This window comes from Vibrio sp. SCSIO 43155, assembly GCF_023716605.1.
GTDB classification, from domain to species: Bacteria; Pseudomonadota; Gammaproteobacteria; order Enterobacterales; family Vibrionaceae; genus Vibrio; species Vibrio harveyi.
Window position 1 is genome coordinate 209877 of sequence record NZ_CP071854.1, and the last position, 20699, is coordinate 230575.

General features: G+C 38.6%; 14 protein-coding genes. 10 read left to right on the top strand and 4 right to left on the bottom strand.

What is annotated here, in order from left to right:
• Nucleotide 1: 1 nt before the first annotated feature.
• Genes J4N44_RS28085 through J4N44_RS28095 form a run of 3 tightly spaced genes read right to left on the bottom strand, consistent with a single transcriptional unit; the run spans nt 2 to nt 4980 of the window.
• Nucleotides 2-1816 (bottom strand): hypothetical protein, encoded by a 1815-nt coding sequence (locus J4N44_RS28085; RefSeq protein ID WP_252045845.1) that lies wholly within the window; start codon nt 1814-1816, stop codon nt 2-4.
• On the bottom strand, nt 1817-3496 hold the full coding sequence (locus tag J4N44_RS28090; protein WP_252045846.1) for a hypothetical protein: 1680 nt from the start codon (nt 3494-3496) through the stop codon (nt 1817-1819). It lies immediately after the preceding gene.
• Nucleotides 3493-4980 (bottom strand): hypothetical protein, encoded by a 1488-nt coding sequence (locus J4N44_RS28095; protein ID WP_252045847.1) that lies wholly within the window; start codon nt 4978-4980, stop codon nt 3493-3495. Before J4N44_RS28095 ends, J4N44_RS28090 begins: the two co-directional genes overlap by 4 nt.
• Nucleotides 4981-5571: 591 nt before the next feature.
• Here J4N44_RS28095 and parM point away from each other — a divergent pair.
• Together parM and J4N44_RS28105 are read left to right on the top strand one after the other, a co-directional pair.
• A complete protein-coding gene (gene parM / locus J4N44_RS28100) occupies nt 5572-6576 on the top strand; it encodes a ParM/StbA family protein (RefSeq protein ID WP_252045848.1) in 1005 nt (334 codons plus the stop codon).
• An 8-nt stretch (nt 6577-6584) separates the two neighbouring features.
• Nucleotides 6585-7070, top strand: a complete 486-nt coding sequence (locus J4N44_RS28105) for a hypothetical protein (RefSeq protein ID WP_252045849.1) — start codon at nt 6585-6587, stop codon at nt 7068-7070.
• 26 nt (nt 7071-7096) lie between these two features.
• On the opposite strand, the gene J4N44_RS28110 is transcribed toward J4N44_RS28105, so the two are convergent.
• Complete coding sequence (locus J4N44_RS28110; protein ID WP_252045850.1) at nt 7097-7705, bottom strand: hypothetical protein; 609 nt, start codon at nt 7703-7705, stop codon at nt 7097-7099.
• A 160-nt stretch (nt 7706-7865) separates the two neighbouring features.
• On the opposite strand from J4N44_RS28110, the gene J4N44_RS28115 reads away from it, so the two are divergent.
• The 8 genes from J4N44_RS28115 (at nt 7866) to J4N44_RS28150 (ending at nt 20607) form a co-directional block, all read left to right on the top strand.
• The gene (locus J4N44_RS28115; RefSeq protein ID WP_252045851.1) at nt 7866-8669 is read left to right on the top strand and encodes an FKBP-type peptidyl-prolyl cis-trans isomerase; all 804 of its coding nucleotides are present in this window, start codon (nt 7866-7868) and stop codon (nt 8667-8669) included.
• A 66-nt stretch (nt 8670-8735) separates the two neighbouring features.
• Nucleotides 8736-9218, top strand: a complete 483-nt coding sequence (locus J4N44_RS28120) for a hypothetical protein (RefSeq protein WP_252045852.1) — start codon at nt 8736-8738, stop codon at nt 9216-9218.
• Nucleotides 9219-9230: 12 nt separating this feature from the next.
• Nucleotides 9231-10262, top strand: a complete 1032-nt coding sequence (locus tag J4N44_RS28125) for a hypothetical protein (RefSeq protein WP_252045853.1) — start codon at nt 9231-9233, stop codon at nt 10260-10262.
• On the top strand, nt 10255-11532 hold the full coding sequence (locus tag J4N44_RS28130) for a tyrosine-type recombinase/integrase (protein ID WP_252045854.1): 1278 nt from the start codon (nt 10255-10257) through the stop codon (nt 11530-11532). Before J4N44_RS28125 ends, J4N44_RS28130 begins: the two co-directional genes overlap by 8 nt.
• Before the next feature lie 833 nt (nt 11533-12365).
• Entirely contained in the window at nt 12366-13850 is a 1485-nt protein-coding gene (locus J4N44_RS28135) for a hypothetical protein (protein ID WP_252045855.1), read from the top strand.
• Between the two features lie 381 nt (nt 13851-14231).
• A complete protein-coding gene (locus J4N44_RS28140) occupies nt 14232-15191 on the top strand; it encodes a hypothetical protein (RefSeq protein WP_252045856.1) in 960 nt (319 codons plus the stop codon).
• 145 nt (nt 15192-15336) lie between these two features.
• Nucleotides 15337-17436, top strand: coding sequence for a hypothetical protein (locus tag J4N44_RS28145; RefSeq protein ID WP_252045857.1), 2100 nt, complete (start codon nt 15337-15339; stop codon nt 17434-17436).
• A gap of 1671 nt (nt 17437-19107) precedes the next feature.
• Nucleotides 19108-20607: a hypothetical protein gene (locus J4N44_RS28150; protein WP_252045858.1), complete on the top strand. Its 1500-nt coding sequence runs from the start codon at nt 19108-19110 to the stop codon at nt 20605-20607.
• Nucleotides 20608-20699 lie beyond the last annotated feature (92 nt).

The window sequence follows — 20699 nt, forward strand, 5'->3', positions numbered from 1 at the left end:
TCTAAACCTTCAACTCAGATGCATACTGTTTTAATCTGTCCTCAGCCCGTTGTGACATTTGGGAGATTCTTTCTTTGATTGCTTCTTTTGAATTCTCACCATTCCCACCCGTGTTCTTTAGAACTGAGTTTTGGGATACTCTTTGAATATCATTCATTTTTGAGTTGAGCATCATATTCGCACCTTGTCCGGCACCAGTAGAAGCACTGTTTGCAGTATCCATCATGCCTACGATACGAACGCCCAACATTTGAAATAACGTTAGCCAGCCTGTGCATAGGAAAATAATTGATAGAGTACCTGCGTAGTCGACAATTTGACTCGCTGTAGAGGTTTCAATTGGTAGTAACTGACCTTTAGATTCAACCAATCCACTAAGTATTGTTTCCACCATTAATCCGAAATTTATCCAAAATGGAATTAAAGATATTGCAAAGTATGCCAAACAAATTTGCATAAGGATTTTGGGTGAAAAACCAGATAGAAACATCACAATGGGCATCATTGCCAAAATGATTCCTTGAACAACCGAAATTAGCGCAGGGGCCAACCGAATATATGTTGCTTGCTCGACAGTTTTTATCAAATTTCCCCATGCCGAACCGAAATACACCAGTGAGTTAATCTCATTGTTTCTATCTTTTGCTTCTTTCGCAGCTCTCGCTTGGTCAACTACATATCCATTGTAAGTGTTATAAACTTCGGTAGGCTTACCTAGTGCAGAGTGGTTGTAATAACCTCGACCTGAAGCAATTTTGTTATACGTTTCTGCTGTTGATTGCGAATTAGCTTGTGTTACTTTTTGCTGTTCAGATGGGTTTTGTTTAGTACCTGAAATGATATTTGTATAAGTCGCACCTAACAATTCTTGTTGTGCTTCTGCAAAACTAACGTTCGTGGTCATGTCTACAGAATTTAATAGAGACTGAATATCCCCCACCCATTCATCATATGGCTGGTTATTCGGTTGTTCTTTACCTAGTGTTAATTTTAAGGTTTGTTCTACCTCATTTGCTGCTTGTTGACATGAAATTGAGCTCGTACCGTTAGTGTACGTGTTCATTTCTTTATCCCATTGTGGAGGCTTGTCAAAAAGAAGTTGTGGTTGACGAGTAGGGCGCAATGTACCATCGTATGAAGACTTCATTATTAATGAATTGAAGTAGGCATCTCCCCGATCGTTTATCTTTGTAACGAGAGTATTTGTTCTTGCTGCATCATCAACCTCATCTGCTGCTCGTTGATAACATTGTGCATCAAACTCTAGTACAGCCTTTGAAATCGCTCTGCTCTTTACGTTGGCATTCAGTAATGACTCACCGACTTCATACCTATTTATGCCTTGCTCACAAAATAGTTTACCTATTAGTAAACCATTAAATGCCGTTGAACCTTGATGTACCAGCCCCATAATCAAACTCATATTGTTAGAGCCGTATTGAGTCGCCATAACAGAGTTTGGCTTTAGGTTCGCAATGGTTTCTGCATTTTCTATCAGGGCAGGGGTATTAGCGCATGAATACGCCTTGTAACTTACAACCGGACTTACACTTGTTCGGGCAGGCATCACGGCAAAGAACAGAACAAACGCCATCGGGAGCCATTCAGCTTCAATCATTTTTAAGCACATAATCTGTGCCTCTCCCTCGTCTTGACCTAAAGCTCGTGACTTCACGACTGATTTGACCATCGCAAAAAAGAATGGAACAAATAGCAGACCTGATTCATTTAATAGGTCAAATGCATTTTGACCTAGCGTTACCATGAAAGGGATCGTAAATAATGCTGTTGGCTCAGATACTACGTAATCTAACATTTACTTACCCTTACCTGATAACTTAGAACCCATTTCCCTTACGCCCTTTAAAGCTCCTGCCGCCGGAAAAACTGCTGATAGTGCTGTTTCTAAGATGCTTATTAACCTCATAACTAATCCCATGCCATAAGATGCGATGTTATTTGAAGCCGTTTGAATCATCTGAGAGAACATAGGGATAACAAGAATACCTAGCATGGCACCTAGCATGGACCAGACACCCAATATAGTAGGGATAACAGTGCTTAATAAGAGGGATTTGAGATTAAAATCTGCGTCTCCGCTTAGTGTTGATAAGGCACTTACTCCTTGCTCTAGTAGAACTGTTTCTACATATAATCCAATCTCAAATACATACTGAGTCCCGATTAGAAAACATAATAAATAAACAATCATTAGGGCTACTGTAGTGTTATACCCGCTGATAACGATTAGTAACGGCCCAGTAGCAAGTGCAAGTGATATTAATAGAGAGATTAATATCGGCCCTAGTAATCCATAGGCTTGGTTTGCGATTCCTTTTTCTATTGTCGTGAGAAAAGTCGCTACGTACACGCCGGCTTCGCCGATTGCACTGTTATCAGCCTTAATGGTTTTAACCGGAGACGCACCTTGAACTGTGTTAAACATCGATTTAGTGTCCAAGGCAACATCAAACATTAGTTGGTTTACAAGTCTATCTTCTACTTCTTGCTTTGCTGTTCCAAGAGTAAGAAATGTTGTACCGTCACGATCTGGATACATCATGGTTGTTTTGGCGTTTGGTAATACTTCATCGCCATAGTTTTTATTTATATGTGTTATTCCTGCGCTTGCTATATCTTGCGCCATGAATGTACAGCTAACTTCTTCTTTGGTTGGGTCTGATACAGTTGCAACTCCATTAGGATTAAATACCCATTGGTTCACATCTACGGTTGCAGTTAGGGGATCATAAAAGTTGCCCGTTTGAGGGTTTATTACTGCACCACCATAACCTTTCATCATTACTGCTGATGTAAATCTAGTTTCTTTTTCTGTTAGTGGCGTGTAGTTATTGAAAGTACCTCTGTCTATTGCAGTATTAATATTGTTTAGTGCAACGGTGTAACAAGTCTTATAGAAAAGCTCCATTGAATATTGAATTTTAGAATCTTTTTCTGATGACATGACTTGCGTTCTGCCTTGGTTAATCCTGCTAATCGAGTTTGTATCGCAAGGTATCTTCGCAATCATTGTATTTGTGAATCCCTGAATACCTTGGTTCGCTAAACCGAGCATCATTGGCAAACCCATGTCGTAACCGTTGAAATTTGTGAGCCTCGGATTAACTCTATCTGTAGGTGCGATAATTGACGACCTTCCTGCGTTACACGAGAAGGCTCGAAAATTTATCGGCTCATGAGGGTCAGAAGTAATTGTTGTTGGTACTGATTGGTTGTGGAGGTTTACCGGCATCACAAATGTGAACAGTATTGTGAACATTGCGATGAATTTGCCTTCAATTAGTTTGAGCGCCATGATCTGGGGAGAGCCTTCATCTCTCCCCATTGCTCGAGCTTTATTGACGCTCTGAAGTATCACAAGGAAAAAGGGTATAAAAATAATCCCAATTTCATTCATGAAGTTCCATATGACATTGGAAAAATGAATTCCTAGTGGGATTGTAAATACCCCTGTAGCCTCAGATACATTAATCATTTTTGACGTTCCATCCAATCAGCCAATGCGTCTAAGTTTCCTTCGAAACTTGTAACTGCCGACAGTCCTCGGATGTACTGCCCAGGTTTGAATGGTTGCATTCTAATGTTTTCTCGGAACTCATTTAGTTGAGATTTCGCATCATCTCTTAATGTCCCATAAATATCTTGTCGCTTGTATTTGTTTGCTAGTTCGTCCTTAGTCATGTGCGAAAATGAATCTATATAGAACTGTCCTATCCATAATGTTCTAGCGTACGCAACATCCATTGATAAACCGTTGATAAATTTCTCTTGCAACTCTTTATCTCTGCGTAAGAGATCCAGTCCTTTAATGTGTGATAACTGGATCATTATTCCGTTTGGTGCGCTTATACTTTTTAATTGTTCCGAGGTTACTTGTGCGACAGGAGCTGAGTAAGTAAGTATTGTTTCTAATGTATGTGCAATTTCAGCTCTCTGTTCAGTAAAGTGGGTGTACAAGCCTTTACCTGAAATGGTCGTGGATGAGCATGTATCACAATCTAGTACAGCTATTTCTCCATATAATTCGAATGCGAGATCCATGATTTTTTTCAGTTTTTCAGTTTCACTTACGCTTTTATTTCCGAAGTAAAACTCGAACATTGGGTCTTTAGAAATGTCCCATGAGTTAGCACCCGTTGGAGCAGCAACGCTGTTTACGTTACAGCTTTGTGCTGGAATCCCTCTGAGGATACAGTACCCCTTCATTGATGCTGTTCTTATTATGTTCCAAGGTTCGTCACCTGGTTCAGAGCCACCAATACCATCAACAATATCTCCATCTCTGTTGTAGAATCTAACCCCATCATCAGATATATCAGCCATTGTATTTCCGACGCCTACAGAGCCTTTCGGATCGCTACTGAAGAATTGTGTTATATCAATTCTATCCCATTCAATCTTTGAGTCTTTGATTGCATTGTCTAACTTTGTCATCTGAGAGTTCTCATCATAATGACTTGGAATAAACGAGCTTGCAGATCTAAGCATTGACTCACAATCACCAACAGCCGCAAAAAAATCGTCCAATCCAATGTTGATTCCATTGGTCAGCAAACTATAAAGACCTGGGTTGCTTTTCTGGATATACAAACTAGATAGATATATCGCACCACCAGATGACATCATTGCATCTAGCACATCTTGAAATCTTTCATAGATTTGTTTCAAACGACCATCTGAAAATATGTTTTGGATTGTATAGCTAATGTTTCCGTCGCATGTGTCTAAACCATTTACCCGACCACCAATTACAGGGTAGAAGGGTTGCGAACGCTCTCTTGGGCCTAAAGTAATTTCAGAGGCTTGAAAGTATGATTTAAGTAACTCTCTATTTGCTTGTTCACTCATAGAAAGTTTTGAAGTGGTACCAGTTACAGAGCTAGCATCTGCGGTGAAACTAAATAAGCCAAGTGATATACAAGCTGTGAGCGGTAATAGCTTAATTTTTTTGAGGTTCACTGTATTCTCCAATTGGGAACAAACACTGTGTTTGAGGTGTAGAAAACAAAGATTAAGCCTTACTTTTCAATGACTTATGAAGTTTTCAGGGCGGGAGAGGTTTTGTGTTTGGTCATTTTATTCTTGATTCATCTAACTAACACAAAACATGGTTGGCAAAGGTCCATACCAAATGCATTCTCCATCAGATTTATCTCCAATAATCTCGTCCTTCATGGGTAGAATCTGTGACGATAGAGATTAATAAGCATTCTACGAACTGTTATGCCTTTATTCTACGGTTTCAGGTTTTATCGCCTGACTTAGCCCCTAATATTTATGTACTTAGATTAAAAACAACAAAAATCCCGCAGTTCGTTATGTGGTGTTTATCTTTGTTATTTCGTGTTTTTCATTGTTACCTGATGTCTTTCTTTGTCATTTGGTGTGCGAGAGCGATAAATGAAGGACTTTGAGCGTGTTGTTTAGTGTTAATCCTTGTTTTTTTATATTCTATTTTTGACTTGCCAACTCTTTTTTATTGCATTGTTGTTGTTTTAAGTTGTACTATGTTTTTCAGTGTTAAACATCGGACATTGTTGGAGAGAAAGGATGAAACGATTAAATAGTGAATACGCAGTATGTGATAACGGTTCTGACGGCATAAAAGCTCGATCGGGTAGTGTTGAGGTTCAATTTGACTCCCTTGTAGTTGAAGGAGCTCGTTTCAACTCAACATCTTCGTACGATTCAGGTTCATACTCTATCGGTGATCATAAATACACAGTTGTAACAACTTGCGAGTCGGGGGCTAATATCGCAACTAATAACGAGGGGTATCAGATTTCGAATGCAAACCTTGTACTCGTCGCCCATGCTTTTAAGAAGTTGGGACTTAAAGGCGGTAGCGTAAAAGTTGTAGTTACATTGCCAATATCAACGTTTTTCCTTAACCCAGAAAATCCAGAAGTTAATCTCGAATTGATTGGTGAGTTGAAAGAGCACCTTATGCAAGAAGTTCATTCTTTAGATGATTACGACTTACCTAAGGTTGTAGATGTATCAGTACAACCAGAAGGGATTGCTGCATTTGCTTATGCGACAAGCATCTTTGCCATTGAAGGAGAGCGTTTTGCCGTGGCCGATATTGGTGGTACAACAACCGATATCGCGATAATTACTAAAGAAGGTCAGATTCAGTGTTTTGTTTCTGCACCAATTGGAACAATTGAGATGTTCGATAACTTCGCTCAGGAAGTTTCTGAAGCGTATGCCTTGGGTGGGTTGCCGCCAAAACATCTAATTCTGAAAGCGTTTAGAGGCGAAAAGTTAGCAGGAATTGATGTGTCTGAGTTTGTTAGTAAATACAAACAGCGATTGGATAAAAATGTCCGAAATGCACTGAATCAACTTGCAAATGTAAACTTTCTTGATGCGACTATATTTTCCGGTGGGGGCTCTGAGTTTTTGAACTCTTTAAAAGCAAACGAATATAGAACTGATGAGCCTAGAAAGGATAATGTCAATGGTATGGCAGCTATCATTGAGGCGACCTTAGTCCACGAACGTACAGGTCGAAAAGAAATTGATTCTGAGGAAATACTCAGCAAGATTTAAGGTGCTCTATGTCTACGAGGGAAAGAACCGTCATAAGGCTGAACTTAGAAAATAAATTAGAGAGAGAATGTTACGCCTACATTAGTTCTACTAACAAAGTTACAAGAGGTCTAATAAAAGAAGGCTTTAAGCATATTGCTGAAATTGGCCCAGATTTTTTTCTTATGCGGGTTTGCCGGTCAAAAAAAGCAAAATCTTTAGATTGCTATTTAGATCGTAAAGCTGAAGGTTTTGATGCGATTATTGAGGATATCCAGTCTTCCGACTCAAAATCATCAAGAGTAACAGAACTATTGCTTTTTGGTTTTTATGTGACTTTTTACATGAAACATCAAGCAGTAACAACACGTCAAGCGGATGAGCAAAATGAAACCTTAGAGGTATCAATTCCCGAACAAAAACCTATTGTATCTGAATGCAAGAAAGTAGATAAGAATTTGTCGAAGGATGCATCAATTTCACAGCACTTTGCAAAGTTTAACTATATGACATAAAAGTAGGGGAGCCGTAATGGCTCCCTTTATGCGCTTAATCTTTTCATTTCGTTGAGATGACGTTGCCATTGAGTATCTAGCATGGCTTTGTAAGAGTCTGAAAAGATCATCTCAGCCCCACAAATGTAGTCTTGTTGAATTGTGGATGCTAATGCATCAAAAAAGTTTTGGTCATTTAGAGCTTCATTGCCCGTAAACTCTACCGAGACGAACTCCCATCCGCAAAGCGTCAATATGAAGTTATCTGTATTCAAAACAATGGTAGAGTTACATAAGACTTCATTATTGAATGTTGCATCATTCGACTCCGAAATTTTCTTTCCTGATTTTCCCAGTATTGTAACTACACTTTCGTATATAGAGTGCGGTGTGTCTATGATGGACATTGCACCATAAGAAACTGAAATTAGATTCGGACCAGTTACATCGATACTTAGTGTCAGAGAATTTCCGTCGCTTAGTTTTACGTATGCCTCATTTGGTACGGTTCCAGACAAGACCAACTCAGATAAATGAAAAGGGTCTAAAATAACTCCAAATTTTTTCGTCGTTGGATTAATTAATCGAATGCAATGGCCTTCAATCTTTTCACATACCGTGTTGAGGACGCTCAATAGATTATTTTCTTTAGTCATAGTTGTGTTCTACCTTCTATACGCGAGTATTTTATTCCTAAAGACGTTTCTCTGCCCTCATTTATACCGGAGTTTATTAATTTTGTGACATCTTAGACAATACCTGCACGCAGCGTAAATGCTACTCTATATCTATCGTCTCACTTTATATTTGAAAGTAATGAAACTACTTTTTTCAACTTTTGTATCAATTATTGCTGTTTCAGCGACAGCGAGCGAAACAGATTCTTTCGAAACGATTGCAGATCGAGTGGCCCATGAACAAAGTGTGGCTTCAATCCAACAAAAGGAAGGGTATTCAATAGGATATGATTTCGCATCTACATTGAAATCGACAATCGATAAGCAGTCGTCTGCTAGCGGGGTCGTTTTTGACTACAGTTCAGTTTTATTGGGGCTGACAGATGCGTTGACAGGTTCGGAATCTAGATTAAACGATCAAGAGAGAAAGAAAGTTCTTACCCAATTGGACTTTAAAATAAACAAAGGTATTCAGTCCAGAAAAGAAGAACTAAGACTAGCGAATTGTGCTATTGGGATGGAAACTCAAACTAGGGCTAAAGCTTTACCTAAAGCAGTTGTCCTTGACGATGGCGTAATACTTCGACCTGTAATAGAAAGCTCAGATGTTAAGGCTGAGTTTAGCTTAAAACCAAACGACATAGTTGTCTTAAACTATCGAGCATCATATGCCGGCGGAGGCGTTTTCGATGATACGAATGGAAGGAAACCGATGCGTTTAAAAGTAAAGAGCTTAATACCAGGTTTGCAAATTGCGGTTTCAAAAATGCAGGTGGGTGGGAAGTACGAAGTTGTTGTCCCACCAAAAGTAGGGTTTCAAGATTCTAAGGAAGGTCTAATCCCACCTTGCAGTACATTGTTATTTACTGTCGATCTTTTAGATGTTGTGTATGCAAAATCCGTAGTCAATGACTCACCAATAGAGCCAATTTTATTAAACTAAACTTGACCTTGCGTACGTTGTATCCCGTGATAACTTTCCTTTGTCCTTAATCAATGAGAGAGAAAAATGAAAGAACATACTCAAGCACTAAAAGATGTTGGTCAGTCACTAGCTGAGTTCCATAACAATTCGGACCCGAAACAATTGGAAGAGTTGATGACTGCTTATACTGGTCATCCATTAGCCCTTTTGATTGCTTCTTTTATCAAGAGAGTCGCGAAGCCTTCTCTTCAAAAAGGTGTCTTTGAAGCTACGGCTCAGATTCACACGTCTCGTTTCTCGGTAAGTCTATTTGAAGGGTATAGTCTTTATTATTACGCTGATTCATTAGAAGAAGCGCAAAGTATGATGGTTTCCGGCGAAGAGGGTGCAAACTCAACCGAAGCTGAGCGACTAGAGTGGGAGTCAGAGTGTACTCTCAATGTGATGTCTGTAAACGGCGAAGTTATTGCTTTCATGGATAATGAGCTGGACTTTATTGTAAACAATTCACTTAACATTGAATTTTTAAAAAGCCGATTGGATGTAGTAAACATTCAAGACAACTAACAAGGTGTCATTTTGAATAACAAAACTCTTGGGTGTGTAATATGCGCACCCATTTTTTTATACGGTTTCCTTTGTGGAGTTACAGTCAATTCGTATGATGCCAAGTTCGGTGAATTGATTAGCCTTTCCAAAAATCAAATTCCCGTTTCGAGTCACTTAATTGAAGATGGATATCTATCAAAGTCATACGAGATAGAAATTGATGGTATAAATTTCGTCCATGAGGTTAGTTCGTATTTTCCTTTTATGTTGGCAGGACAAGTTCATCATTCTAATTACAAAGTAGGCAGTTGGTTTTACAACCCAATCGGTGAAAGAGCTAATGGCAGTATGTCATTAAACTCGTTATCTCTAGGCAAGATAAATGCAAAAGGTCTCACTTTGAGCTTTGAGGTTGGAGATGAAGTTTCTGTAGAAATCGACATAGATAGCGCAGAACAGCAATTCACGTCTCCATCAGAGTCCGTAAAGGTGAAAGGGGCTCACTTTGCTTATGCAAAGAAAGGTATTGTGTCAGACTTTAGCGGATCAATTGAGCAAGTAGATTACCAATACGATTTGAATATGAAAAGTACATGGTCTCAGCTACACCTAGGGGGTATTAAAAGAATAACTGATAGGGACCAAAACTACTCCGATCTGATTTTTGACTTTAGCGTGACAGAAGGAATTACCAATTCAGACATTTCTGCAAGCGTAATTGTTGAACAAGCACGTTTAGTCGAACTTTTAGATGCTCTATCATCAAATAATATTGATGTGGCATTGCAAAAGTCTCTAAATGATGATTCGTCTGTTATCTTTTCTTCCCAAGCCCCAGAACTTTTTGACTTAAACGTAAGGCTTTGGGGGGAGGGGGAAGAGAGAATCTTTGCCTCAACAATGTCTGCAACCAGAACTTTCCCTATTACGTTATTCAAGATAAATCCGAAACTATCAGATGTTTTTGCTCGTTTACGTGGTTCCGGTGCGATAAACTTCAATTCCTCAACGAACAAATTCGAACATATTCTCATTAAGAAATTGAAGTCATCGAATGATTAGTAACTCAAAATTCTTACCACTTTTTCCACCCCATAAACTATCAAATACTGTTCCACTAGAGTTGCAGGAAGAACTAGTACCAATAGTTAACTTAATTCCAAGTGCCTCAGAGACATATGATCATGTTTTGGAGTTTTTACGGGAGCATTATAGAGCACCATCAGTATATGATTCTTACCGCTCAGAAATTGTCGTGTTCATAAACTACATATGGGCAAATGGTATAGATGTCATGGATGTTGACCGGAAGGTAATGCTTGATTTTTTGCATTTTTGCGAAAATCCACCTTCTGAACTCATCAGCTCGTATAGGCACCCAGCTTATCGAGTTGACAAAAAAACAGGTGAAGTTTCTTTAAATTACGATTGGAGACCATTTTGTAACACTAATCCACAGTCGGCTTATCAAAGAGCAGAGAACTCAACGCAAAAACAATTATCGGTCCTAAGTGCCCTTTATATCTTCCTTGAGGATATTCAGTATCTAAAAGGCAACCCACCATCAGTAATTATGCGGCGATATAAGAAATCAATAGATTTCGGAGTGCAGACGAAAAAGTATAAGTCTCTTTCAAAAATGCAGGTTTTGACTTTGTTTCAGGTCTTAGACGAATTGTGTGAAGAATGCGAAGAGGCAGACCGACTAAAATGGGAACGGTCAAGGATGCTAGCCAATCTTATGTTTCTTGCCTTTCCTCGAAGATCTGAGGTCAGTGCTAACGTATTTTACTCGCCTGTAATGAGTGACTTCAAAAGAGAAAGAGTCGGTGATAGTTTTCTTTGGGTCTTTTGCATTCGTAAAGCTAAAGGTAATAAATACAGAGAAGTCATTTGCTCAAAAGCCTTGATAGATGCCTTGACTAGATACAGACGCTTTTTAGGTCTTAGTGATTTACCAAAGCCAGATGAAAACGAGCCTCTATTTCGGAGATTACGACCTGCTGGGCATGGCCGAGAGGCAGGTATAGTTGATGCTAATATTGGTAGTGGTCAAGTTGCGAATTTAATGAAAGATTTATTCGAAAGATCAGCTCAAGCTTTGGACCAAATGGAGGAGTGGGAAGAGGCGAACTCTTTAAGAAAGCTGTCGACTCACTCGACTCGGCACACCGGTATCTCTCTCGCTTTAGCTAGTGGTAGAAAACCTGAATTATTGATGCACTGTACAGGGCATTCGACTATCTCAAGCTTGATGATTTATAACTCTGACCGATTAGACTTCAGAATAGGAGAGGTTGAACTAATAGATAACATGCTCAAGTTTGATTAGCATCAAAATCTTTCAATCGACATGATAAATGGATAATTACAGGCCTTTAACTTATATGTTAATCTGAATTCATAATTATTAGTAAGTTAAAGGTCAGTAGTGGCACAGTATCTATTCATTAACCTCTCATCAGCGCCCATAGATGATATTTCAGCTCGTATTTTTGAAGAGTACGAGGTTATAACACCGTCACAACATTCACTACCTCACCTTCACTGGGTGAGTCATGATAGTGTATATAAGCTGATCAATTCTTTATCCATAAACACTGATACAACCAATCCAGTTGTCATACTTGATAATAATGTCCCGTCTCACGTATTTCGTGTCTTTGAGCGTGTTTGCTGCACAATCCAAGAAAATGAAGTGTGCGACTTCTTTTCAATTATTCAAGGATTCGACCCATCGTTAAGTCCATTTCATCATGCATTGCTTCGACTAAGGTATTGTGAATCTTTTTCCGTGGATCGCTCTTTCTTTTTTCGACCACAACTGTTGAATGATAAAACCTCGTTATCTACTTTGATTTATGAAGACTTTGAACGTGTAGATAGTATGGTTACAAATGATTTGCCTCTTTCTTTCAGTCAATTTGGAACTATCCAGGTTGGTTTGGATACGTACTTTATTAACAATTTTCAGCCTTCATCTTGCTTTCGTTACCTGTATGAATTACTCATTGAGTATTCTCATATAACCACTGATTGATTAATTAAATGCAGCCTTTTGTACTCGACGAATCGACTTTTACTACCTTACGGTCTATTGACAGAAATTTGTTATCTGACATCTGTGTATTCATAGACGATAACGATAATGTACTTGAGCATGACGTGAGAGTTGCAGAGATCGTAGCTCGCACAGAAAGAGGTACTTTAGACCTCTTACAATCAATTAATGTTTTCTACGAGCTGTCTGATCTTAAGCGTTTCGCTAAAGATATTTTTGACTCGCATGTGGAATTGGTTGTTAGCTCTCTAATTCATGCGCCGGAGAACATTAAGGAAATCCTGTCGCTTGTCTGCATGATCCCCAACCCTTCAGAAGAGCTAGTAAAGGCTCTTAAATTACTTAAGGCCCATCGATTACAAGAAGAAATCAACTTATTGGACAAGCAACTTGAGTTAGATTTGTTGTCAATCGCAGAGATCGCTCCAATAGAAATTGTTAGAGATAACTTTATCGCGGCCAAAATTTCAAAAGCATGTCAGGATAAAAGTGGACTCATTGGAGAATATTTGACAAGTTCGGTGGTTATTGACTTGAGTTTTAAGCGTAGTAGAGATGCTTGGAACTCATTTTTATCTAAAGCAACTACTGAACTGCTTGGAAACTCCTATTACGCTGATGAAGCATTAGTGTTGTTGGAAAAATTTAACTCCAATTCTAGTTTCCAGTTTTCTCAAACCCACGGAACCGATAAGAAGCTCCCGCTATCTCACAAGCAATCACTAAGAAAATTATCAGATATATACTGTCAGAATGTATGCGAAGTTCTTAAGTTAGAAGATCTAAAAGTGTTATCTTTTAGCTTGGTTAACAAAGACTGGGACTCTAAATTGGTAGTTGATGCTTCCGTTGGTTTCTTGCACCAGTTTTTATTGTCTGGTACCAATCTTAAAGTTCACAACGATGTTGTAACTCAGTTGCTAGACTTGGTATCTAAACGCCATAATTATTGCTCGGCCAATCAACGTAAAGTTGTAAATGATGCTTACCAAGCATTACTGGAAATCAATAACAACCAATTACCCCTTTACTTATCTTTCTTGATATTAGCAAGAGACGCTGCACAGATATTTATTCAGGTGGAAAGGTATCAAATGCCCAAAGATGGCGTTCCCTTTTTCATTGCGGAAGCTGTTGCCATAGCTCACTTAATTCAAGGAAGTCCAGATAACTGTAAAAAGATTTTAACCACCCTAGTTATGGCCTCACCAAACACATATGAGTTATTGACTAAACGCTCTAAGCTTTTTCAAGGTTCATTAGGTTCGCCTTATAACCGGATTCTTAAGGGGTTAAGTAAGATCCATAATGGCACTCTAGATAAGACGCAAGAATCGGCTGACAAAAAGGTTAAAGTGATTCCTAGGGGTAAGAAAGCCCTCTTAGAAGACAATAAAACTCAATTAATGCCTTCACAGAATAAGCAAGTTAACGAAACTAAGTTGAGCCCAGCGGATCACGAACCAAAACCAAAACCAAAACCAAAACCAAAACCAAAACCAAAACCAAAACTAACAAGGAAAAATCAATCAAAACAAAATCAGAATCGCAAAACAGGAGCTTCCAATTACAAAAGCGTAAGTCTTTGACTAAGGCAACTGTTGAACAGAGAGCCTAAATGTCATAATCAATGGGGTACAGCCTATCAATTTTGCTCATTGCGCTCTGAGCTGTTTTGTGTGGTTTAATTTGTTCGTCCATATAGTTGCTAGTACCTATCCAATGCTGCTTTAAGGTGCGGCCATCATGACCGTGGTCCCTTGTCACAACAGCACCATCACTTCGCTCGTACCTAAAGTGAATGCCTAAGCCGCAAAGACATTGGTGTTCAGTCCACATTTATCCCCCTTATTTCAATCACAATATTTGTCTATTCTCTGTTCTAATCGAAATCTTTATTCCAACCGGCTGCAAATCACAGAATACCACCTGATAGTATTGAGAATATTCTGTTCAAAACTGGCTTAAATATGTTCGACCCGAAAGACATTTACAATTTTGTTACAACGCTTCTTGTTGATACATCGTTCCTACCTTCCAAAAATGAGGGACAATCACTTGAAGAACGCCAGCTAACCTCAAGTAAGTTAGCCAAACAGTTCAATTTGAAAAGCCCAGAGCAATCTGTAGCTAAGTTGGCTGAAGCTCTATATATCTCTCTAGATTCTTACAAGATAGACGTTCCATCTTCAGTCAGAAGCTATATGGTTAGTTTAATGCTAAGTCGATTGGCCGCTGCTTCTGCATTCAAGCATAAAGGCGTTGGAGGAGATGATTGTAATTCTTCATTGGTAAACTTGTATATCTATTTAGATAAGCCTTGTTCTTATGATGAGATCTTCAACTGCGAAAGAATTAATAATGCAGCTAATTTAATTTCGTTGTCGCTTTCTACCAACGTTAAAGCTGTTGGTTGTGATGTATATCCTGCACCAGATTACACCCTAAATGAGTTTGATTGTTGTTTTGGGCATGGGGATGTTCTTCCTGTCTATAAAGAAAAGATATTGAGCAAGGGTTTGTATTTCATACGATTCGAAGTTGATGGTTTAAGAGGGACTAACAATTTATACATTGACAATGAGACACATAAACAACTAGTGGATCAGTTCAAATCTCAAAATCTGAGCCCAAATATTACTCTATTTGCAAGCGCGTATACTTTTGTTCGGGATGTCTTTAGTCAAGCCGCAATTGACGCCTACGATCGCATAGGTGGTGACGTAGAAATTATTTTAGAAGACTCGAAGCTCATTGTCTCGGATAAGACTAACAGTTTCGCATTAACTATGCCTCCTGCTGTAGCAACTGAACTATTTTTGTTGACTTATACGTACTTTAATCAAAAGGGCGGAAAGGTATTTTCTAACATTATTGAAGAGCTGACTACCATGATGAATCGGCATGACATAGCCAAAGCAAAAAATTAGAATGGCATATATTTAGAGGGGCTAAGCCCCTCTTTTTATCAAAAACGTCTAAGATGCGACATTACATATCACAATGCATAGCTATAGTGTGACGACACATCACTAACAGAGTAAGATTAATCAAATTTAATCTACGATGGGTTTAATGATGCGTAAAAACGTACTTCTTAGTTCTATCCTAATAGCTACTACAAGTCCTGCTATGGCTATTACCGGTGGCTCTATGCCGCCGCGCTCCGCTTCTCCTGAAACAATTCTGTTTAATGCGCCATCAAGTAATTATGATCAAGCTGACCAAATTACACGTTTTTGTAACGGTACTGTATTTGCTCATAAATGGATTCTAACGAGTGAGCATTGCGTACTGTCCGAACCGAGAAAGGCACCAGACGGTATTTTAGATTGCTCTTCTGAGACACTTACCGGCCTCCAAACTAAAGCGTGTTCTTCCGGCTTACCTTTTATCGATGTTGGCAACCCTAAATCTGAAAACGGATGGCGAAAGTTTGCTGTTTCAAAAATGGTTTCTAGCTTCATTGATACGTCGAATGCTAATGCATCTGTTTCAGAAAACAAATTACTCACACCATTACATCCTCAATATGATTCCGTGGCTGGCGAGAATGTGGATAGTTCTTCTTTGGGTAACTCTGCTCCAAGAGCAATTGCCTTCGTTGAGCTAGTAGTCGATGCAAACGTTGCAGGGACAGGCTACTTCGCTGAAATTGAAGAATACGACTATCCTTTTGAAATTAATTCAAGCCTTGAACTTAGGGATTCAAACTCAGACCTAAAAAACAAATTTTACACTATTGCATTCAAAGACACTGTAACACCAGAAGAGTCTTTGGAACTGGGCGTTCCAACTTATGACCCTATGTTTGATGGCATGTATTCAACTTACGGAACGTCTTTCTTACCACTAAATACACTGCTTGATGTTTCGCTTGGCGGAGAGTTTAACCTTACTACTGGTGAGAAAGTAGGGAGGGGGCGAAATAACTACGACTTCGAACATGATAACGCAGTTATCACAGGCGGTTTTGGTGCCATTGGTCATTTCCGAGGTCAAGATGCTAATGGAAACTATAACAATGCATCTTCAGATTTTGGAGATGGGGGAGCTGCTGTAAGAAGGCTTTCAAATAATGGCGTATACGACATTATTGGGGTGTTAGGTGGAAGCATTACAATGAAGGAAAGCGAGCTAGGTAACGGTGATGCTTCTGTTTGCTCAGATAGTTCTACTTGTGATTCTTATGACCTTTTCTCCTTTGCATCATTGCGTTATGAACCTATTAGAAACCGACTTTTATACCAGGTGAACGCAGTTAACGCACCAAAAGTGATCCGTACAACAGCAAACCAAATCAATACCGGCAAGGTTCGACTACAAAATTTATCTAAGGGCAAAGATAAGACCTTATTTGCTCCTTGGGCCACTAGAGATATGCGTTCAAATATTAATGCTAATGGTGATGTATCAATTCTTTCATTCACTGATTCTGACGGTCAAACCGGTCCTGAAGCTTGCACAAGTGTAAAACCGTTTGATTCGTGTTTCGTAGAATTCATGACAAATGGTAACGATGGGTCGTTATCAATCGGCTACCCTGACGGGAACCAACCATTTCAAGCTATCTTATTCACAAGTTCTTTGGATAGTTCGTATCAAGAAGGGGTGGATGGAAGACCGATAGGAGCACCTATCTTGAAACCTGTTCCAGACTTACCTTTTACACCATCAGATCTTAAAGTTAATGAAAAAGTTGAGATTCTTTTCAATCTATTGGATCTAAGTATTGAGAATGCTCCTGTAACGCCCTTGGTTGGCTGGAAAGCAACAGTATCATTCTCTGAGTCACTGTCTGATGAAAATGCAACAGAGGACGATGTAGAAAGCTCAATAGCGATCAACGAAGAGGATGGCGAATTTTCATCTGAATTTTCACATATTTTAACAGCAGAAGATGTAGATAATGGGTGGGTTATCTTTGAAGTATCATTTGATGAAGCCAAAACGCTGACAACCTCAAAAAGCTTGTATAACCGTAATCAAGAGCAAGCTTATCACCATACTTATGAAGATTCATTTAAAGTAACTAAGGACGATGACGGCGATGGTCAAATCCCACCAGTTGAGGAAATTCCTCGTGGGACACCAGATTCGGGTTCTCTAGGGCTAGGCTATTTGTCAGTGTTGTTCCTAAGTATTTTCTTTAGAAGAAAAAAACTTGCTAATTAGTCATTCTCTTAAGTTCTATAATAAGATCTCTTTTATATATGTTTATAAGGTAGGAAGTTAATAAGTTGAGAGCTTCTATCTTGTTGTATTTAAAGAGTTTTTGTAGCGTTTTTAAACTCGTTTAGATCTGGCTTAAACTTGATTAGATCGCAATTCCATTCGCATGGATCTTTTTTCAACTAGTCTAGATCTTATTGTTAATTCGTATAGATCTAGACTTCACTCCTTTAGATCAAGACCTGTGTATATCTTCAGGTCTTTTTCTTTATTTAATCTCTTGTTTTTCAATGCTTTATAGGTTTTTTTGGGGTGTGAATTCTTTTTCCCAATGTGGATATGTTGTTGATTTTGAAATTATGGAATTGAAATCTACCGAAAGTGATCTAAACGAGTAAAGTAAATTTAACTCATACAGATCGCGTTACTTTTCACAGTTCCTCGACTTTGCAATATTAAACTTAACAAACGGTTGAAATGTTGCTTAAAATCTAACCGTATTAGTCTCTTTTCAACTCGTACAGATCTACATAGTCAAAACTACTCGCACAGATCAAGACATGTGCATAATTTACTCTGTTGATCTGAATGAGTGAAATGTTGGAACTAATTTCCCTATTACCTTTTCCCGTAAGCTAACATAAATAGCTAGAATCATAGTGATTTATCCACAGCCACAACTGATCTACGCGAGTTAAATGTGTTTAGGTGCAAGACAATACAGATCTGTACGAGTTAAAAGTTGACGTCTCTGTGATCTGTACGAGTTGAATTTGCAACGTATTATTGGCTTATCTATCGATGAATACTTTCATTTCATCCATGTGCGACCTCATAAAATCTGCAAAGAACAGAAGAACCGATCTAGCCGAGTGAAATTTAATTAAACTGATCTACGCGAGTAGAAATGGTAGGTGGAAAAGGCGAGCTGTATTAATCTATCTATATGTTATATTGAAACTTTTAGCAAAGACTATAATTTTACTTGGGTGATTAAAGCTAAGTTCATTAGATCTACGCGAGTGAAAATTATGTCTTATAAATTCCTCTGTGCCCTCAAATTTAAGATGTGGAGTATCTTTTTTCTGATCTAAACGAGTGGAATTGTCTATTTCAGATCTGTGCGAGTAAAGTTTCCTACTAAACGCATGGTAAAAGTGATCTAATCTAGTTTAAAAGTGATTGAATACATCAAAATCTGATCTATGAGAGAGGAAAACTGTTTGGGTCTGATCTGTGTGAGTGTAAATAAGCAGGCCTTTGTTCTCAGTGTGTTAGATAAGGAGTTGTCCAATTGGGAGGATGAATTTAGGTCGCATATATCTCAAATTGCTTCTATTGTCGCCAAATTTTACTCGCATCTATCAAAATCGTGACCAGAACCACTATTTTTAACTCGCATATATCAAGTTTTGGACCTGTTCATTTACTTTTTTACTCGCATATATGGCTTGGGAGTAGAACTCTATCTTTTTCACTTGCATATATCGTAGTTTGTACGGTTTTTGGTCTATTTTGATATATGCGAGTAAAAATCAAAGCTCGTGACTAGTATAAATTGATATATGCGAGTAAAATTCACATCCTAAAGGATGAATTTTACTCATTTACTTATATGCGAGTGAAATTCTCAATTCTAAAATCCTCGGTAGCTTATGGAGTGTTAGTCCGTTAATGAACGAAACGTTGATAGCTGAAATCTTAATGAAGGCAGGCATCTTTACAAAGGAATATGAAGCGCTTAACCCCAAGGATAAGGTTGTACTTCAATGGCTTGCAGAGAACCTTTCTACTACAGAAATTCTATCTATTGAATACAGCGACAACCCAATTCAAGTTTACTCTCAATGGCTCTCACAATATCGTGAAAGTGAGATTTCAGCCCCTAAGGTAGAAGAAGAGGTTTCCATCAATGACTCCGGCCAAAGCTTCCCTTTAACGAAAGATTCAGATATCGAGATTGAGGGTTTTAGTAAGAATGTACTTTACCCTCGAGGGACACCTAATACTCATGAGTTGATCCCGCAATCTTTTTTTGGTCTTCCAATATTTAGTACAAGTAAGGCCGGTACTTCATTCGAGAAGATAGATCGCGATTCCATGCGAGTTATATACGATAGTTTGGAAAGTAGACTTCTAGAGCCTGAGTTACTTGGCGTTACATTAGATCCGCAAATCGATAGCCTTGTTTTTCGTTCAATACTGTCAAAGCTACGGAGTGCTCCTTTGGAGGACTTTGAAGAACGTGAGGGCAAAAGAGTAGTTGAAGGAACACTCCACAAAGTCGATTACCGTGATTTGTTGGACGTAGGTCTGTATTCGGAGAATACAATTAGAAGTAAGCAGTTTATAGCTACTGTTGACCGCGCTTGTAAAAGGATAAGCCAGTTTAAATTAAGCTATAAGACATTAGAAAAGAACGAAAAGATAGCTAAGTATGTGAACTTTTTTAGCCATCTTGAATTTAATATGTCTAGCTTGCAGATTGAGTTCGTAGGCACTACTGTGATTCCGAAGTTGTTCAGGGATGATGCTATTTTGAGTCTTAACCCTCAAACCATCAACAACGCTTCGGGTTCTTTAGAAAATACGCTTCTGTATTACCTAACTTCCTTACCGAGAGGGTTTGCGAAGACGCCAAGACAGGTCCCTTTGACTTCGGATGTACCAATCATGATTCTATTAGCCCGATGCTATCCGAATATTGACTTGTCTAAGCTTGAAACTGACTACCCACGTATAGATAGGGTGAAAAGTGCAATGCGTTCTTTGCAAGATAAAGGACTCATTAAATTTGACCTTGTTGGTCGTGGGGCAAAGTGTGTTTTTAAGCGAGTCTTTCATTATTGTGAAATGAGTGATGTTGAATTTAAAGAATTTTATGACGTCGTAGGCAACCCAAAAACTCAGACGGGTAATTCTTTAGCTCACTATTTACAAAGTCTAACTGTTCCTAGAAGAGTAAGTGAACAAGAGAAGCTTTCTTTTGGAGAGAAGTTGTGCACAAACGCTTTTAGCTTAATTAAGTTTGGTAACGATGATGAACTTATCGAGTCTTTTAAAGGTGTCTATGCACCAAAGGTTGGGCTTCTAACAAAATACGCGGAATTGGTCGGACATAGTGAACTCTTGAGTGTCCTGAATCAAATTAGCAGCTTAAGAAGCTCAAAGTAGGAGATGGCCCTCGAGCATTATGTCGAGGGTTTCTTTTATAATAAACAAAATATGTGACGATAACTTAATTGTAGAAATCGCATTTTTTATCT

What these genes read in the sequence shown, in the direction of transcription:
- J4N44_RS28145 (WP_252045857.1), top strand. Translation starts at nt 15,337, where the DNA reads ATGATGCGTAAAAACGTACTTCTTAGTTCTATCCTAATAGCTACTACA.
- J4N44_RS28105 (WP_252045849.1), top strand. Translation starts at nt 6,585, where the DNA reads ATGTCTACGAGGGAAAGAACCGTCATAAGGCTGAACTTAGAAAATAAA.
- J4N44_RS28085 (WP_252045845.1), bottom strand. Translation starts at nt 1,816, where the DNA reads ATGTTAGATTACGTAGTATCTGAGCCAACAGCATTATTTACGATCCCT.
- J4N44_RS28130 (WP_252045854.1), top strand. Translation starts at nt 10,255, where the DNA reads ATGATTAGTAACTCAAAATTCTTACCACTTTTTCCACCCCATAAACTA.
- J4N44_RS28090 (WP_252045846.1), bottom strand. Translation starts at nt 3,496, where the DNA reads ATGATTAATGTATCTGAGGCTACAGGGGTATTTACAATCCCACTAGGA.
- J4N44_RS28150 (WP_252045858.1), top strand. Translation starts at nt 19,108, where the DNA reads ATGAACGAAACGTTGATAGCTGAAATCTTAATGAAGGCAGGCATCTTT.
- J4N44_RS28110 (WP_252045850.1), bottom strand. Translation starts at nt 7,705, where the DNA reads ATGACTAAAGAAAATAATCTATTGAGCGTCCTCAACACGGTATGTGAA.
- J4N44_RS28140 (WP_252045856.1), top strand. Translation starts at nt 14,232, where the DNA reads ATGTTCGACCCGAAAGACATTTACAATTTTGTTACAACGCTTCTTGTT.
- parM (WP_252045848.1), top strand. Translation starts at nt 5,572, where the DNA reads ATGAAACGATTAAATAGTGAATACGCAGTATGTGATAACGGTTCTGAC.
- J4N44_RS28115 (WP_252045851.1), top strand. Translation starts at nt 7,866, where the DNA reads ATGAAACTACTTTTTTCAACTTTTGTATCAATTATTGCTGTTTCAGCG.
- J4N44_RS28120 (WP_252045852.1), top strand. Translation starts at nt 8,736, where the DNA reads ATGAAAGAACATACTCAAGCACTAAAAGATGTTGGTCAGTCACTAGCT.